Here is a 15,052-nt window from a genome sequence, read left to right as displayed (position 1 = left end):
TCTTCATTCTTCGAGCGTCCGGAACAGCGGTGACGAGTCACCGGCCTCGAAGCGGACCATCTCCTCGCCGTCGAAGGTGACCGTGACCGAGTCGTAGTCGCTCGGGACCGAGACCACGGCGTCGAGGGTCGTGCGCGGCACGCAGTCGTCTGACGGCTCCTTCTCGCCGTCTTCGTCGGGTGCGGTCGTGATTCGGTAGACGTAGACGCCGTCTTCGGCCGTGTCGAGTTCGCCGCGGACGACGACGCTCGGCGCGTCGTGCGTGAAGGTCCGGTTGAACGCGACGGTCGTCTGGTCGCCGGCGGGCATCCGACCGACCCACGAACTGGGCGCGGTCTCGTCGGCGAGCAGACAGCCGGTCGCGGTGGTCATCGAACTGGTCGGTGAGGTCGTCGTCTCCGTCGGAAGCGAGTAGGCGACGACGCCGGCACCGGCGACGAGACCGACGAAGAACACCGCGAGAAGGGCGACAGCGGAGTACGAGGCCATACCCGATAAACGCGTTCCGGAGCGATAAACGGGGCGTGACGCGTGCTATCGGAAGGGTCGTCGCGGGTCGTCCCGGGTCGTCACGTGCCGTCTGTGGGCCCCGCGGGTCACGTTCGTTCACCTGCGGGATTCGTGACAGATGATAGGTAGGTTTATTGACGGGTGAGTCCTCATAACAGGGAACGAAGCTTCCCCTCGCTATGCCCACACCGACACTCGCAGACCGACTCCGTCAGCCCGAGTACACCGGCGAGAACCGGTGTACGCCGTGTACCGTCGTGAACGTCGTCATCGCCGCCGCGCTGAGTCTGTTGCTCGGCGTCGCGTGGCCGCCGCTCGCGCTCGTCTCGTTCGCCGTCTTCGCGGGAGCCATCTACTTCCGCGGCTACCTGGTTCCCGGCACGCCGACGCTCACGAAGACGTACTTGCCCGACCGGGTCCTCCGATGGTTCGACAAGGAACCGACGCCGACCCGCGTCGGGTCCGCGCCGGCCGCGCCGGCGACGGAGAACGACGCTGACGCCGAATCGACGAGCGACCAGGTCGAGGCGGGGCAGTTAGACGAGGGCGGCGAGTCCGCCGAGGAGTTGGACGTGGAGGCGTCGCTCCTGGAGGCCGGCGCGCTCGACTGGGACGAAAGCGGCGACGAACTGCGCCTCGACCCCGCGTTCGAGTCGGCGTGGAACGACGAAATCGAGCGCACCGACGACGCGACGATTCGACGGCGACTCGCCGACCTCACCGACCTCGACGCCGACGACATCTCGCTGGAATCCCGGTCTCGGAACCGGTGGTTCGTCGCGGTCGTCGACGGCACCACCATCGGGACGTGGGAGTCGCGCGCCGCGCTCGTCGCGGACGTGGCCGCCGACGCCGCCCTCGGCGACCGCTTCGACGACTGGGACCGCCTGACGGGCGAACAGCGGAGCGCGCTGGCGAGAGGGCTCCGCATCTACCTCGACCGCTGTCCGGCCTGCGGCGGGGACGTTCGATTCGGCTCCGAGACGGCCGAGTCGTGCTGCCGCTCGTGGGAGGTGTTCGTCGTCCGCTGTGACGACTGCGAGGAACGACTGTTGGAGGTCGACGCCGACGCGCTCGAACCCGAGGCGGCGTAGGTCTGCGTTCGAATCCCGTCGTTGGCGGGTACACTTTTGTTTGCTGACAACAGTATCCGAGTATGAGCAAAGCGCACTTCGAGGTGTTCGTCGACGCGGCGGACAAGTACCGGTGGCGACTCGTCCACGACAACGGGAACATCCTCGCCGACTCCGGCGAGGGCTACGCGTCGAAACAGAAGGCGAAACAGGGCATCGAGAGCGTGAAGCGGAACGCTCCCGACGCGGACGTGGTCGAAGCGTAGTTCGGGGCTTCCAGCCCTCGATTCGTCTGAAAACGCGGATTTCCCGGCGATTCGAACGTGAACCCCACACCGATGCCGGGTGTGGAGGCTTTTTCCGCCTCCGGAACTGACCACGGAGTAATGACGAACGTCGCCGACGCGAGCGAGGAGGTCGCACGATGAACCGAAACGACAAGCAGGCCTACGACCGCGGTACGTCGCTTTTCTCCCCCGACGGACGCATCTATCAGGTCGAGTACGCCCGCGAGGCCGTCAAGCGCGGCGCGCCGGTCCTCGGCGTCCGCACCGCCGACGGCGTCGTTCTGGCGGCCCTCCGGTCGACTCCGTCGGAACTCATGGAAGCCGAAAGCATCGAGAAGCTCCACAAGCTCGACGACGCGCTCGGCGCGGCCACGGCCGGCCACGTCGCCGACGCGCGGAAGCTCGTCGACTTCGCGCGGACGACCGCCCAGCGCGAGCACCTGCGCTACGGCGAGCCCATCGGCGTCGAGACGCTCACGAAGACCATCACCGACAACATCCAGGAGAGCACGCAGTCCGGCGGCACCCGCCCGTACGGCGCGTCGCTCCTCATCGGCGGCGTCGAGAACGGCTCGGGTCGCCTCTTTGCGACCGACCCGTCGGGGACGCCCCAAGAGTGGAAGGCGGTCGCCATCGGCGGCCACCGCGAAGACGTGCAGGCCGCCCTCGAAGACGGGTACGCCGAGGACCTGTCGCTCGAAGACGGCCTCGCGCTCGCCGTCCAGGCGCTCGTCGCGGCCGACGACGAAATCGAGAGCGACGAGCTGAATCTCGTCACCGTCTCCGAGGCGGGCTACGAAATCGTCGACGAGGAGACCATCGCCGAGCTGTTCGCCGACGCGACCGAAGGCGAGGACGACGACGCGGACGAAGCCGAGGAGTAGATGACGGACGGGAGCCCGAACGACGATAGCACCTCGGCGACGGCCGAGACGGGAGCGAACGCGACCACGGATTCGGCAGCGGGCGCGACCGCCGGAGCGGCGGCCGTGACGCTCGACCGCATCGCGGTCTACCCCGTGAAGTCGCTCGACGCCGAGTTCGTCGACACCGCCGATATCGTCGAGAACGGCGGGCTCCGCGGCGACCGCGAGTACGCCATCTTCGACGAGGACGGCGAGTACGTCAACGGGAAGCGCGAGCGGGCGGTCCACCGCATCCGGAGCTCCGTCTCGCTCGACGACGGCACGGTCGAACTCTCGGCCCCCGAGATGGCCGACTACGACGGGCCGATAGCCGAGGCCGACGACTGGCTCTCGGCGTACTTCGGCTACCCGGTCGAACTCCGGCGCGACCCGGCCGGCGGGTTCCCCGACGACACCGAGGCCAGCGGGCCGACGGTCATCTCGACGGGAACGCTCGAAGCGGTCGCCTCGTGGTTCGACGGCGTCGACGCCGACGAGATGCGCCGTCGCCTCCGGCCGAACCTCGTCGTAGACGCGACCGAGCCGTTCTGGGAGGACCACCTGTTCGACCGGCGCGGGACGGTCGTCGAGTTCGCTATCGGTGCCGCGGCCTTCGAGGGCGTCAACCCCTGCCAGCGCTGTGTCGTCCCGAGCCGGGACCCCGACACGGGCGAAGAGACGCCCGACTTCCGAACGACGTTCATGACGAAGCGCCGCGAGACGCTCCCCGAGTGGTCCGGCGGCGACTGGTTCGACCACGACTTCCGGCTCATGGTCAACACCGCCGTTCCGGAGTCGTCGTGGGGCGAGACGCTGTCCGTCGGCGACGCGGTCACTGTCGGCGACGTCGTTCCCGAGTGAGTCGGTCCGTTTTTTCGCGTACTGGTCGACCGTCTCGCTGTCGGGCGGTTCCACCTCGCCGACACCCGCGGATTTACGTCGTCCGGCTCGGTTGAGAGACCCATGTTCACGCTGACCGGCGTGCGGGTCGTCGACGCCGACGGGGCCCGCGAGGCGAACGTGGTGATAGACGAGTCGACCGGGCGCATCGCGTCCGTCGGCGACGAGACCGACGGCGAGACGCGGGACCTCCCGGGCGCGGTCGTCGCGCCGGGGCTCGTCGACGCCCACGTCCACCTCATGATGGACGGCCGCCCCGACGTGGCGGCCTACCAGTCTGAGCCGGTCGAACGCGCCTGCTACCGAGCCGCGGCCAACCTCCGGAAGACGCTGGAAGCGGGCGTCACGACCGTCCGCGACCTCGGGAGCTCCGGCGACCTCGCGACGAGCGCGAAGGCCGCGGTCGCCGACGGCGAACTCGACGGGCCGCGCGTCCTCGCCGCCGGGGAGAACATCACCATGACCGGCGGCCACGGCCACTGGTTCGGCCGGGAGGCCGACGGCCCGAACGAGGTCCGCAAGGCCGCCCGAGAACAACTGAAACGCGGCGCCGACGTGGTGAAGTGCATGGCGACCGGCGGCGTCCTCACCACCGGCGCGGTCACGGGCGCGCCCGAGTTCACGGAGGCTGAGATTCGCGCCCTCGTCGACGCCGCGAGCGCGAAGGGCGTCCCGACCGCGGCCCACGCCCACGGCGAGGAAGGTATCAAGAACGCCGTCCGCGCGGGAATTTCGAGCGTCGAACACGGGATGTTCATGGACGAGGAGGCCGCGGCGCTCATGGTCGACCACGGCACGTACTGGGTCCCGACGGCCTCGGCGGTTCGGGAAATCGTCGAGGCGGGCGTCGAGGCCGACATCCCGCCCGAGGCGGTCGCGAAGGCCGAAGACGCCGCCGAGCGCTTCGAAGGCGCGTGGGAACACGCGCTCGACGCCGGCGTGAAAATCGCCATGGGAACCGACGCGGGCACGCCGTTCAACGACCACGGCCAGAACGCGCTCCGCGAGATGGAACTGCTCGTCGAGTACGGCCTGTCGCCCGCCGAGGCCCTCGAAGCCGCGACCGTCGGCGGCGCAGACCTGCTCGGACTGGACGACGTGGGGAAGGTCGCCGAGGGCTACGTCGCGGACCTCGTCGTCCTCGACGCCGACCCGAGCGAGGACGCGGGCGCGTGGCGGACGGTCGAGCAGGTGTATCGCGAGGGCGAGCAGGTCGTCTAATCGCAACACGGCAGTCGGTATCATACCCGATTTGAAGCGACAGCCTTTTACAATCACGAGCAATACGAAAGGATGTACCAACGTGCTCTGTTGGTGTAGTCCGGCCAATCATATCACCCTCTCACGGTGATGACCAGGGTTCGAATCCCTGACGGAGCACTTCTCTCAACTCTCGAACCGCGAGCGACAGCGAGCGTGTTCGGTTCGAAATACGATGACGGTTCGAGCAGCGAGCGTCCGCTTCCGAGCGTCGTCGACTCCTTACCGATTCCGGTCGCCGAGTTTCGACATCACGAGGTCCTCGGCGGTTCGCAGACGGTACTGAACTGTCGAGCGCGGCACGTCGAGCACCTCGCTGAGGTCCTCGACGGTCACCTTTCGCGGTCGCTCGTAGTAGCCGTGTTCGACGGCGGTTTCGAGCGCCTCCCAGTGGGCCGACGAGAGGTCGGCCGCGATACGCGCTTCAGCGTCCCAGTTGCCCGCGCTCGTGAGGTGTTCGACGTCCAGCTGCAGCCCCTCCCTGAGTTGCGCCTCGATGGTCTCGTACAGTTCGCCGAGCGGGTGGTCGCCGGGGTAGAGGATGCGCCAGCGGTACGCGCCCGCACGGCGGGACGATTCGAAGATGACGCCCGGTCCGACGTGTTCGAGGACGTACCGCGGAATCGAGTGGCAGTTACTCACCTCCTCGCGGTAGGTGTAGACGGTCATCGAGTTGTCCGACCGGTCGAGGACGTGGTAGTCGCGGTGGGTGTGGCAGTCGGGCGCGTCGAGACACTCGTTGCACCGCGTCTCGTCGAGGAACACCCCCTCGAACGCCGACAGCGCCTCCGGCGTGCCGACGACGTGGTCGACCCGCCACATCACGTCCTCGGTGGACGAACAGACCGACGAACGGGACCGCAAACTCGGATACTCGTAAAACAGGTCCATCAGCTCGTCGGTGCCCTCGGAAAAGCGAACGACGAATTCGAACTCGCGCATTCGGTCTCCGCTCTGTCGCGAACTGACTTAGCATGTACTAATCACGCCCGTGCGTGTTCGGGGTTCTCTCGGAGTATTTCTGGAGCGATACCGCTCGGGTCGGAACTGGTTAGCATATACTAGCGAAATTGTGAGGGGAGTTGCGGGCGGAACAAGAGTCGGAGTGACGCGGGGTCCGCTCGCCTCGCGAGAACCGGTCCCGACCACCCACACCGCCACCGACCGCAAGCTCACTCCAACCAACCTCGGACGGCGACCGGGTCACCACCTATTTCACGCCCGGTCGTCTACCCGCACGAGGATGTTACTCGCGGGAACCGTGGTCGCCGACGCGTCCACTATCATCGAAGAGGGAGCCGTAGTCGTCGACGACGACCGCATCGTCGCGGTCGGAGGGCGCGCTACCCTGACAGAGCGGTATCCGGACCACGAGCGACGCGAGTTCGACGTCATCGCGCCGGGGCTGGTCGGCGGGCACGTCCACTCGGTACAGTCGCTCGGACGAGGTATCGCCGACGACACGTCGCTTCTCGACTGGCTCTTCGACCACGTGCTTCCGATGGAAGCCGGCCTCGACGCGGCGGGGATGCGCGTCGCCGCCGAGCTCGGCTACCTCGAATGCATCGAGTCCGGGACGACGACGGTCGTCGACCACCTCTCGGTCCGACACGCCGAGGAGGCGTTCGAGGCGGCGGGCGAGATGGGTATCCGCGGGCGAATCGGGAAGGTGCTCATGGACACGAACGCGCCCGAGGGGCTACAGGAAGACACCGACGCCGGCCTCGCCGAGTCCGAGCGCCTCATCGAGCGCTACCACGACGGCTTCGGCGGGCGCATTCGGTACGCCGTCACGCCGCGGTTCGCCGTCACCTGCTCGGAGGCGTGTCTGCGGGGCGTCCGCGAACTCGCAGACCGGTACGACGGCGTCCGCATCCACACCCACGCGAGCGAGAACCGCGACGAAATCGCCACCGTCGAGGCGGAGACGGGCATGCGGAACATCCACTGGCTCGACGAGGTCGGAATCACCGGCGACGACGTGGTGCTCGCCCACTGCGTCCACACCGACGAGTCCGAGCGCGAAGTGCTCGCCGAGACCGGTACGCACGTCACCTACTGCCCGTCGTCGAACATGAAGCTCGCGTCGGGCATCGCGCCGATTCCGGACTACCTCGACCGCGGCATCAACGTCGCCCTCGGCAACGACGGCCCGCCGTGCAACAACACGCTCGACCCCTTCACCGAGATGCGGCAGGCCAGCCTCCTCCAGAAAGTCGACTCGTTCGACCCGACGAGCACGCCGGCCGCGACCGTCTTCGAGATGGCGACTCGCAACGGCGCGAAGGCCGCCGGCTTCGACCGGGTCGGCGCGCTCCGCGAGGGGTGGAAAGCCGATATCGTCGGCATCGACACCGACCTCACCCGCGCGACGCCGATGCACGACGTGCTTTCGCACCTCGTCTTCTCCGCCCACGGCGACGACGTGGTGTTCACCATGGTCGACGGCGACGTGCTCTACGACGGGGGCGAACACGCCCGCGCGGACGCCGACGACATCCGCGAGCGGGCGCAGGCGGTCGCCGACGGCCTCGACGCGGCGCCGACGAGCGACTGAGCGCCGGATCGACCTCGAGCCGAATCACCCGCGAGACCGGCCGCCATCGTCGCATCTTTCTCTCCGCGTGACCCCTCCTGAGTCATGACTGTCCGCCTCCGCACGGCGACGGCGTCCGACCTCCCCGCGATTCGGGAGATTTACGCGCCGTTCGTCGAGGACACCGCGATTTCGTTCGCCTACGACCCGCCGAGCGTCGCGGACCTCGAAGCGAAACTGGAGAAGAAGACCGGCTACCCGTGGCTCGTCTGCGAACTCGACGGCGAGGTGGCCGGCTACGCCTACGCCGGGGCGATTCGAGAGCGCGTCGCCTACCAGTGGGCCGTCGAGACCTCGATTTACGTCCACCCGGACTTTCAGCGTCGCGGCGTCGCCCGCGGCCTCTACACGGCGCTTTTAGACCTGCTCGAACGGCAGGGATACGTCTCTGCCGTCGCCGTCGTCACGACCCCGAACCCCGCGAGCATCGCCTTCCACGAGTCGTTCGGCTTCGAGCGCGTCGGCCGTTTCGAGCGCGTCGGCTACAAACACGACGCGTGGCACGACGTGGAGTGGTGGAGCCTCGACCTCGGCGAGCGACCCGAAGAACCCGAAGCACCGCTGTCCGTGGCCGACGCTCGGGAATGCGACTGGTGGGACGACGCGCTCGCTCGCGGCGCTGCGCTCGTCGAAGACACCGGACAGAACAGCACTACCTGAGCCGAGATTCCTTCCCTTCTCCCGGCACCTCGCCCGCGTCCGCGTTCAGACGCCGGCTTCGAGGGAGTCTTCCGTCTCGGTTTCCGCCGAGTCGCTCCCCTCGACCGCCTCGACTTCGCCGACGTCGTCAACCTCGGCGGCCGCGTCGGCGGTCGGGCCGTCTGCCCCCGCCTGTTCGAGCACGTAGCGCTCGACGCCGGCGGAGAGCATCGCCTGCCAGTCGTCGAACTCGGTGTTCGCGTCGACGTACCGGTCCAACTCGTGGGCCGGTATCGACTCGAAGGACTCCTGGTCTGCGACCGCGAAACCGCTCTCTTCGAGGAATTCACTAATCGATGCCGCCTGACAATGTGACTCGACCCACGACGACGGGAACAAGTCGGCCAGCGTCACCTCGCCGCCGAGACCCCCAATCTCGACGTCGAGTGTCGCGGCCGTCGTTTCGGCCTCACCCATACCCGGGTCCTACAGCCACGGATATAACGGTGTTGCGGTTGGCGTCCGAGAGAGTCAGTTCGTCGAGACGATTTCGACCACGTCCCGGTGCGCGAGTTCGTGGTCCGAACCGATCTGGCGCTTCGAGTGGCAGTCGATGCCGTGGAGGAGGCCGTCGCCGATGTCCGAGTGCAGGTGGTACGCGAAGTCCTCGGTCGTCGAGCCCTCGGGGAGGATAAAGCAGTCGCGGAAGACGCCCTGCGAGTCGCTCTTGCCGTTCGCGCTCCCGGGGAAGATGGCGATGGCACCCATCACGTCGAACAGCGCGTTTTCGAGCGACTGCTGGACGCCCGTGCCGCCGAACTCCGCGACGAACTCGCGAATCTGTTCGAGGCCCGCCTCCTGTTCGTCGCTCACGTCGCCGACGATGTCGAAGTCGTCGTCGCCGGGGCGATAGTCGACGACGCCGCCCTCGTCGGCCTTCTTCAGCGCCTTCTCCGCGTGCGCCGAGGTCGGGACGAACGTCAGGTGTTCGTAGTCGGCGTCGGCCGTTATTTCCTCGTAGTTCTCCTGGGAGACCGGCTTGTCCATCTTGTTCGCCGCGATGATGATGGGCTTCGTCCGCTTTCGAATCTCGCGGGCGAGCGACTCCTTGTCCGCGTCGTCCCACTCGTCGGGGTCGAGCTCCAGGCCGAGAGAGAGGATGATCTGCTTGATTTCGTCCTTGTTCGTCTTGAACGCGGACATCTGCTCCGCGAGGTCGACTTCGATGTCTTTGTCCTCGCCGTGGTAGCCCGAGCGGTAGCGGTCGATGCCCTTCTCGAGGACGCCGAGGTACCACATGTCCAGTTCGTTCTCGAGGAAGTCGATGTCCTCCCGGGGGTCGTGGCCCTCCGTCGCCTCGCCTTCGATGTCCGTCTCACCGGAGAAGTCCACGACGTGGACGAGCACGTCCGCCTCGTTGAGGTCGGTGAGGAACTGGTTCCCGAGGCCCTTCCCCTCGTGCGCGCCGGGGATGAGACCCGCCACGTCGACGAGTTTGACCGGGACGTACCGCATTCCGTGGTCGCAGTAGCCGACAGAGGGCGTACACGACTCGTCGAACTCCGGGGCCGCACACTCGACGCGGACGTACGCCTCGCCGATGGAGGGGTCGATGGTCGTAAACGGGTACGCGCCCTCGGGCACGTCGTTCATCGTCGCCGCGTTGAAGAAACTCGACTTCCCGACGGACGGTTTTCCGACGAGACCGATCTTGTAACTCATTCGTTGGTCGGACTGGTGTCTCGAACGCTAATAACCGTTCGACGTTCGTCTCTGTATGCGTGAGATTCACACGCTACCGGGGGCGAGGAGGACGGTTCCCCGGGCTCGACACCCCGGTTCGAGCGCCGGAGACGCGGCTCCGTCACCGGGTTCGCGGCACGCGGTAGCCGGGTCGCGCCGGGGTGTCGGCGACGACGCGCGCTCGTGGTTCGCCTTTCGGCTCACGTCCGGTGCATCTTTGTCTCCACGTCTCCGACAGCCGGGCATGACCGACCCCGACGAGACGGCGAGCGAAACCGCACCCGCGTCGAGCACGGACTCCGACGCGGCCGCCACCGAGCCCTCGCCGGACGGTTCGACCGACGCGGACACGTTTCGCGTCGGCATCCACGTCACCGAGACCGAACTTCGGTTCGTGGTCAACGTCCCGTCCGATATCGACTCGGGGTGGACCGACCCCGACGCGTTCCAGCGCCTCGTCGAACGCGTCACCTGGGAGCAACTCGACCAACGAGCGACGCTTCAGACCGTCGCGACCAACGCCGCCGAGGGCGAGACGGTGTTCCTCGGGACGGTGACGCTGCGACCGGACGAGACCGTCGTCGACCACACGCTCCGCGTGCCGCCGCTCGACGGGGCGTGAGCTAACTCGTCTCTCCTCCGATGACCGACCCGACGACAGCAAGCGCGATTCGAGAGATTCAGGACGCCGCGCTCACCCGCGCGCTCACCGACGGCGACCACGCGAGACAGTCGCTCGCCGTCGCCGGCGCGCTCGAAACGGCCAGAACGGAAGCGACCGAGACGGAGTTCGACGGCGGCGGCGTGACGCTCGCGGCGTCCCTCGCGTTCGTCTCGACGCTGTTCGCACACCGTCGGCTCCGCGAGTCGCTCCGGTCGAGCGTCCGCGCGTCCGACGACTCGGCGTGGTATCCCAGCGGCGCGCCCGCCCGCGTCGACGACGACCTCGTGGTCGCGGGCGCACGGCTCGCGGTTCGACGGTTCGACGTCGACCCCGCGCTCGTCGGCGCGCTCGGTGACGTTTCCACAGAAAAAGTCGCGTCGGGCGAGTGAGTAGCCCGACCGTCGTGCTCTGACAACCACGGTCGGGGGCGTAAGATGTTGGGGGTGCCTCTGTCCACAGTACCCGCCCGGGCGCGTGCGAAGGGTGAAACCCAAGCCCACGCTTGATGCGTGGGAACCCGTGTTCGATTAGTTAGTTGTTGTTCGCGTGCTCCGGCGGGCCACCACCGTTGCCGTTGCCGTTACCGTTGGACTCGTCATCGTCTTCTGACTCGTCGTCGGAGTCGTCGTCGGTCTCCTCTTCGTCGGTCTCCTCAGTCTCGGCGGTCTGCTGTTCGTCCTCGTCGTTCGCCTTGTCGTTGTTCGCGTGCTCCGGCGGGCCACCGGCGTTACCGTTCTTGGCCTTGTCGGAGTTTCCGGGTGCGTCCTCCTCGCCGTCAGCGTCATCGCTGCTGTTCTTCGGGCCCGCGTGGTCCGGACGCTTGTCGTCCGCGTTACCCGGGTTGTTCTCGGTCACGAAGTCGGAGACGGCCTGTCCGATGGGGCCGTCACCGCCCGTGTCCTTGAGCCGCTCGACGAACCGGCTGACGAGCTGGCCGAACGGGTCGTCCTCGGCGACCTCACCCTGCAGGGTGGCGGTCGTCTCGGCGCTGAGGCCGTCGTACTCGGCGGTCACGTCGACCGTGACAGTCTGCAGGGGCGCGGTGAGTTCGACGGTACCGTTCGCGTCCGTCTCGTACTCGCCCGCGTCCGTGTAGTTGCCCTCGACCGCGACCGAGGCGTTCTCGACGGCGTCGCCGTCTTCGGTCACGGTGATGGTGACCGACTCGTTTTCGTCCTGCGAGACGGAGACGTCGAGGTCGTCAGCCTCCACCGCGACCGTCGTCTCGGCGGTGAGGCCGTCGGCCGTCGCGACGAACGTCAGGTTCGTCGCGGTCGTCGGCTCGGCGACCTCTACGGTGCCGTTCGCGTCCGTCTCGTACGTTCCGTTGTCGGCGTAGTCGGTCCCGTTGACCTGAACCGACGCGTTCTCGACCGGTTCTCCGTCCTGCGTGACGGTGGCGACGACCGTGTCGTTGGCGTCGTCAACCTCGACAGAGACGTCGAGGTCGTCAGCCTCCACCGCGACCGTCGTCTCCGCGGTGAGGTCGCCGTCCATCGCGACGAACGTCAGGTTCGTCGCGGTCGTCGGTTCGGCAACCTCGACAGTGCCGTTCGCGTCCGTCTCGTACGTTCCGTTGTCGTACGCGCTCCCGTTGACCATGACTGACGCGCCTTCGACGGCGTCGCCGTACTGGGTGACGGTGGCGGTGAGCGTGTCGTTGGCGTCGTCAGCCTCGACGGAGATGTCGAGGGACTCGTCGAGCGGGACGAGGACGGCCGACGCGGTGGTCGTGTTGTTCCCCTCCGTGACGGTGAACGTCGCGTTCACACGCTCCTGCGGATTGGGGAGGTCGACGGTGCCGTTCGCGCCCGTGGCGTACGTTCCGTTCCCGGAGTAGTTACCGCTCGATTCGACGACGACCGTCGCGTTCTCGACGGCCGTCTCGTTCCGCGTCACGGTCACTGTCGCGTCGCCCGTGTCGGCGTCCTGCGTGACGCCGACCTGGAGGGCATCGGTGCTCGCTGCACCGACGGTCCCGGGGACCATCGCGACGGCGAGCATCGCAACGACTATGACTACGGTGAGGTGTTTGCTGCCGCGCATGCAACCCTCCCTTCTAACCCTGATACGGTAAAAGGGGAGAATCGTAACCCCGGTTTTCGCTGAATTTCACCCCAATCAACGTGTTCGAAATCGGGCCTTCGTCTGTCGATTTCGCCGAGTTTCGAGCGGAACGGCCGTCCGGGTCCCCTCGAAACACCGTCACGGTCGAACGCGAGTGGTGTCGGCGGAACCGGCGCGTTCGACGAGAGCGTTGCCACTCTCAGACGACATGAGAGACGCGACCGAGAGAGCGGTCGCTGTCTGTGTAGTGTGTGAGCGAGCGTTTACCGCTCGCCATAAATGAAAAAAGCCCACTGGACCGAAGTCCAGTGGGCTCTGTATGAGTGGGGGCGGCGAACTGGATTTCCCAGAGGATCGCTCACTCCAGTACTGACCAGAACGCAGGTGAGCTTAACTGCCGTGTTCGGGATGGGTACGGGTGGAACCTCACCGCTCTGGCCGCCTTAATGCCGATCAACGGAATCGAACCGTTGTCATACCAATATCGGACGGGCCGTCTCACCAATGTGTTCGTGCAATCCAGTTTGCGCCTGGACCCGTTCTCGGGTCTCAGTGCGTATGAATGTGGCTTGGTCTGTTAGTGCTCGCGGGCTTAACAACTCGTTGCCTCGTTGCGTACACCCCGAGTCTATCGAACTCGTCTTCTACGAGTGACCTCAGTGGAACTTCTTTTCCGTGTGGGTTTCGAGCTTAGATGCGTTCAGCTCTTACCCCGTGGTGCGTAGCTGCCCGGCATCTGCCCTNCCTCAGTGGAACTTCTTTTCCGTGTGGGTTTCGAGCTTAGATGCGTTCAGCTCTTACCCCGTGGTGCGTAGCTGCCCGGCATCTGCCCTCTCGGACAACCGGTACACCAGTGGCACCCATTCGTAGTTCCTCTCGTACTATACGAACGTTCACGTCAAGTTCCTTAACCCCCCCAATAGATAGCAGCCGACCTGTCTCACGACGGTCTAAACCCAGCTCACGACCTCCTTTAATAGGCGAACAACCTCACCCTTGCCTGCTTCTGCACAGGCAGGATGGAGGGAACCGACATCGAGGTAGCAAGCCACCCGGTCGATATGTGCTCTTGCGGGTGACGACTCTGTTATCCCTAAGGTAGCTTTTCTGTCATCTACGGGTCCCATGAATGAACCTCGTAGGTTCGCTAGACCACGCTTTCGCGTCAGCGACACTCGTTGGGAATGTCACTGTCAGACTTCCGTTTGCTCTTGCGCTCTTCCACGAGTTCCCGACTCGCGTGAGGAAATCTTTGGGCGCGCTCGATATCTTTTCGAGCGCGTACCGCCCCAGTCAAACTGCCCGGCTACCGGTGTCCTCCGCCAGGAGTGAGAGTCGCAGTCACTAACGGGTAGTATTTCAATGTTGCCTCGGTGGCCCGCTGGCGCGGGTACCTGTGTAATGGCTCCTACCTATGCTGCACATTAGCGACCACGTCTCAGCGACAGCCTGCAGTAAAGCTCTATAGGGTCTTCGCTTCCCCTTGGGGGTCTCCAGACTCCGCACTGGAACGTACTGTTCACCGGGCCCAACGTTGGGACAGTGACGCTCTCGTTGATCCATTCATGCAAGCCGCTACTGAAGCGGCAAGGTACTACGCTACCTTAAGAGGGTCATAGTTACCCCCGCCGTTGACGGGTCCTTCGTCCCATTGTAATGGGTGTTCAGATACCCGCACTGGGCAGGATTCAGTGACCGTACGAGTCCTTGCGNCCCCCGCCGTTGACGGGTCCTTCGTCCCATTGTAATGGGTGTTCAGATACCCGCACTGGGCAGGATTCAGTGACCGTACGAGTCCTTGCGGATTTGCGGTCACCTATGTTGTTACTAGACAGTCGGAGCGTCCGAGTCACTGCGACCTGCTCGGTCAAGAGCAGGCATCCCTTATCGCGAACTTACGGGACTAACTTGCCGAATTCCCTAACGTCGGTTGATCCCGACAGGCCTTGGCTTGCTCTGCCAGCGCACCTGTGTCGGATCTCGGTACGAGCTTCTTGCTTGTCTTTTCACGGGCTCTAGGTACCGCCGAGTTTCCCTATCTCACCATTCGTTCGCTTCGTGCCGTTACGGCTTCCACGAATTTCGGTGATTCGACGGGGCGAAGGCCCCGCTCGGTGTTTCCTAAAGCGTCGACGTTTGGTGCAAGAAGGTACTGGAATATTAACCAGTTTCCCTTTCATCTATTTCGAATTACGGATAGACTTAGGATCGACTAACCCTCGGCTGATTGACAGTGCCGAGGAACCCTTGCGCGTAAGGCCGTCGGGGTTCACACCCGACTCTCGCTGCTACTGAGACCATGATTTTCGTTGCTGCACGGTCCACACGAGTTCTCACCCGTGCTTCCACCCATGCAGTATGCCAACCTACGGAATCGTGTCATAAGACACGCCGCCAGGTCTCGGAGG

Annotated in this window: 14 protein-coding genes, 1 tRNA gene and 2 rRNA genes; 10 read left to right on the top strand and 7 right to left on the bottom strand. The window is 65.7% G+C overall.

Annotation, left to right across the window (positions count from 1 at the left end; translation table 11 throughout):
• Window positions 1-3: 3 nt before the first annotated feature.
• Window positions 4-489, bottom strand: coding sequence for a hypothetical protein (locus C454_RS07775; RefSeq protein WP_004974269.1), 486 nt, complete (start codon window positions 487-489; stop codon window positions 4-6).
• A gap of 200 nt (window positions 490-689) precedes the next feature.
• Here C454_RS07775 and C454_RS07770 point away from each other — a divergent pair, with 200 nt between their 5' ends.
• The 6 genes from C454_RS07770 to C454_RS07745 all read left to right on the top strand — a co-directional run bounded on the left by C454_RS07770 (window position 690) and on the right by C454_RS07745 (window position 5,055).
• Window positions 690-1,604 (top strand): hypothetical protein, encoded by a 915-nt coding sequence (locus tag C454_RS07770; RefSeq protein ID WP_004974268.1) that lies wholly within the window; start codon window positions 690-692, stop codon window positions 1,602-1,604.
• A 62-nt stretch (window positions 1,605-1,666) separates the two neighbouring features.
• On the top strand, window positions 1,667-1,849 hold the full coding sequence (locus C454_RS07765) for an HVO_2922 family protein (RefSeq protein ID WP_004974266.1): 183 nt from the start codon (window positions 1,667-1,669) through the stop codon (window positions 1,847-1,849).
• 158 nt (window positions 1,850-2,007) lie between these two features.
• The gene (gene psmA2 / locus C454_RS07760) at window positions 2,008-2,754 is read left to right on the top strand and encodes a proteasome subunit alpha (protein WP_004974258.1); all 747 of its coding nucleotides are present in this window, start codon (window positions 2,008-2,010) and stop codon (window positions 2,752-2,754) included.
• Window positions 2,755-3,636 (top strand): MOSC domain-containing protein, encoded by an 882-nt coding sequence (locus C454_RS07755; RefSeq protein WP_004974256.1) that lies wholly within the window; start codon window positions 2,755-2,757, stop codon window positions 3,634-3,636.
• A gap of 102 nt (window positions 3,637-3,738) precedes the next feature.
• Window positions 3,739-4,896: a metal-dependent hydrolase family protein gene (locus C454_RS07750; RefSeq protein ID WP_004974254.1), complete on the top strand. Its 1,158-nt coding sequence runs from the start codon at window positions 3,739-3,741 to the stop codon at window positions 4,894-4,896.
• An 84-nt stretch (window positions 4,897-4,980) separates the two neighbouring features.
• Window positions 4,981-5,055: transfer RNA gene (locus C454_RS07745), tRNA-Glu, on the top strand.
• A 102-nt stretch (window positions 5,056-5,157) separates the two neighbouring features.
• Here the strand turns inward: C454_RS07745 and C454_RS07740 are convergent.
• Window positions 5,158-5,877 (bottom strand): helix-turn-helix domain-containing protein, encoded by a 720-nt coding sequence (locus tag C454_RS07740; RefSeq protein ID WP_004974252.1) that lies wholly within the window; start codon window positions 5,875-5,877, stop codon window positions 5,158-5,160.
• 301 nt (window positions 5,878-6,178) lie between these two features.
• On the opposite strand from C454_RS07740, the gene C454_RS07735 reads away from it, so the two are divergent.
• Window positions 6,179-7,492, top strand: a complete 1,314-nt coding sequence (locus tag C454_RS07735) for a 5'-deoxyadenosine deaminase (RefSeq protein WP_004974250.1) — start codon at window positions 6,179-6,181, stop codon at window positions 7,490-7,492.
• Between the two features lie 84 nt (window positions 7,493-7,576).
• On the top strand, window positions 7,577-8,191 hold the full coding sequence (locus tag C454_RS07730) for a GNAT family N-acetyltransferase (RefSeq protein ID WP_004974244.1): 615 nt from the start codon (window positions 7,577-7,579) through the stop codon (window positions 8,189-8,191).
• 45 nt (window positions 8,192-8,236) lie between these two features.
• Here the strand turns inward: C454_RS07730 and C454_RS07725 are convergent, their stop codons facing one another.
• Window positions 8,237-8,647 carry a hypothetical protein gene (locus tag C454_RS07725; RefSeq protein WP_004974241.1) on the bottom strand — a complete coding sequence of 137 codons (411 nt, stop codon included), beginning with the start codon at window positions 8,645-8,647 and terminating at the stop codon, window positions 8,237-8,239.
• 54 nt (window positions 8,648-8,701) lie between these two features.
• Entirely contained in the window at window positions 8,702-9,892 is a 1,191-nt protein-coding gene (locus tag C454_RS07720) for a redox-regulated ATPase YchF (protein ID WP_004974239.1), read from the bottom strand.
• 265 nt (window positions 9,893-10,157) lie between these two features.
• Between C454_RS07720 and C454_RS07715 the strand changes: the two genes are divergently transcribed.
• Both C454_RS07715 and C454_RS07710 read left to right on the top strand, forming a co-directional pair.
• Window positions 10,158-10,535 (top strand): hypothetical protein, encoded by a 378-nt coding sequence (locus tag C454_RS07715; protein ID WP_004974234.1) that lies wholly within the window; start codon window positions 10,158-10,160, stop codon window positions 10,533-10,535.
• 20 nt (window positions 10,536-10,555) lie between these two features.
• Complete coding sequence (locus C454_RS07710; protein WP_004974233.1) at window positions 10,556-10,966, top strand: hypothetical protein; 411 nt, start codon at window positions 10,556-10,558, stop codon at window positions 10,964-10,966.
• A gap of 142 nt (window positions 10,967-11,108) precedes the next feature.
• On the opposite strand, the gene C454_RS07705 is transcribed toward C454_RS07710, so the two are convergent.
• The 3 genes from C454_RS07705 to C454_RS20915 all read right to left on the bottom strand — a co-directional run.
• Window positions 11,109-12,623 carry a hypothetical protein gene (locus C454_RS07705; protein ID WP_049905037.1) on the bottom strand — a complete coding sequence of 505 codons (1,515 nt, stop codon included), beginning with the start codon at window positions 12,621-12,623 and terminating at the stop codon, window positions 11,109-11,111.
• 345 nt (window positions 12,624-12,968) lie between these two features.
• Window positions 12,969-13,090: ribosomal RNA gene (rrf, locus tag C454_RS07700) — 5S ribosomal RNA — on the bottom strand.
• A gap of 111 nt (window positions 13,091-13,201) precedes the next feature.
• Window positions 13,202-15,052, bottom strand: a 23S ribosomal RNA gene (locus tag C454_RS20915); the annotation flags it as partial.

Source organism: Haloferax gibbonsii ATCC 33959 (assembly GCF_000336775.1).
In the GTDB taxonomy this organism is placed as follows: domain Archaea; phylum Halobacteriota; class Halobacteria; order Halobacteriales; family Haloferacaceae; genus Haloferax; species Haloferax gibbonsii.
This window is presented reverse-complemented; position numbering and strand designations above follow the sequence as displayed.

Excerpts from the sequence above, each read along its gene's own strand:
- C454_RS07730 (WP_004974244.1), top strand. The coding sequence starts at position 7,577 with ATGACTGTCCGCCTCCGCACGGCGACGGCGTCCGACCTCCCCGCGATT.
- C454_RS07740 (WP_004974252.1), bottom strand. The coding sequence starts at position 5,877 with ATGCGCGAGTTCGAATTCGTCGTTCGCTTTTCCGAGGGCACCGACGAG.
- C454_RS07765 (WP_004974266.1), top strand. The coding sequence starts at position 1,667 with ATGAGCAAAGCGCACTTCGAGGTGTTCGTCGACGCGGCGGACAAGTAC.
- C454_RS07725 (WP_004974241.1), bottom strand. The coding sequence starts at position 8,647 with ATGGGTGAGGCCGAAACGACGGCCGCGACACTCGACGTCGAGATTGGG.
- C454_RS07720 (WP_004974239.1), bottom strand. The coding sequence starts at position 9,892 with ATGAGTTACAAGATCGGTCTCGTCGGAAAACCGTCCGTCGGGAAGTCG.
- C454_RS07705 (WP_049905037.1), bottom strand. The coding sequence starts at position 12,623 with ATGCGCGGCAGCAAACACCTCACCGTAGTCATAGTCGTTGCGATGCTC.
- C454_RS07750 (WP_004974254.1), top strand. The coding sequence starts at position 3,739 with ATGTTCACGCTGACCGGCGTGCGGGTCGTCGACGCCGACGGGGCCCGC.
- C454_RS07735 (WP_004974250.1), top strand. The coding sequence starts at position 6,179 with ATGTTACTCGCGGGAACCGTGGTCGCCGACGCGTCCACTATCATCGAA.
- C454_RS07710 (WP_004974233.1), top strand. The coding sequence starts at position 10,556 with ATGACCGACCCGACGACAGCAAGCGCGATTCGAGAGATTCAGGACGCC.
- C454_RS07755 (WP_004974256.1), top strand. The coding sequence starts at position 2,755 with ATGACGGACGGGAGCCCGAACGACGATAGCACCTCGGCGACGGCCGAG.
- C454_RS07775 (WP_004974269.1), bottom strand. The coding sequence starts at position 489 with ATGGCCTCGTACTCCGCTGTCGCCCTTCTCGCGGTGTTCTTCGTCGGT.
- C454_RS07715 (WP_004974234.1), top strand. The coding sequence starts at position 10,158 with ATGACCGACCCCGACGAGACGGCGAGCGAAACCGCACCCGCGTCGAGC.
- psmA2 (WP_004974258.1), top strand. The coding sequence starts at position 2,008 with ATGAACCGAAACGACAAGCAGGCCTACGACCGCGGTACGTCGCTTTTC.
- C454_RS07770 (WP_004974268.1), top strand. The coding sequence starts at position 690 with ATGCCCACACCGACACTCGCAGACCGACTCCGTCAGCCCGAGTACACC.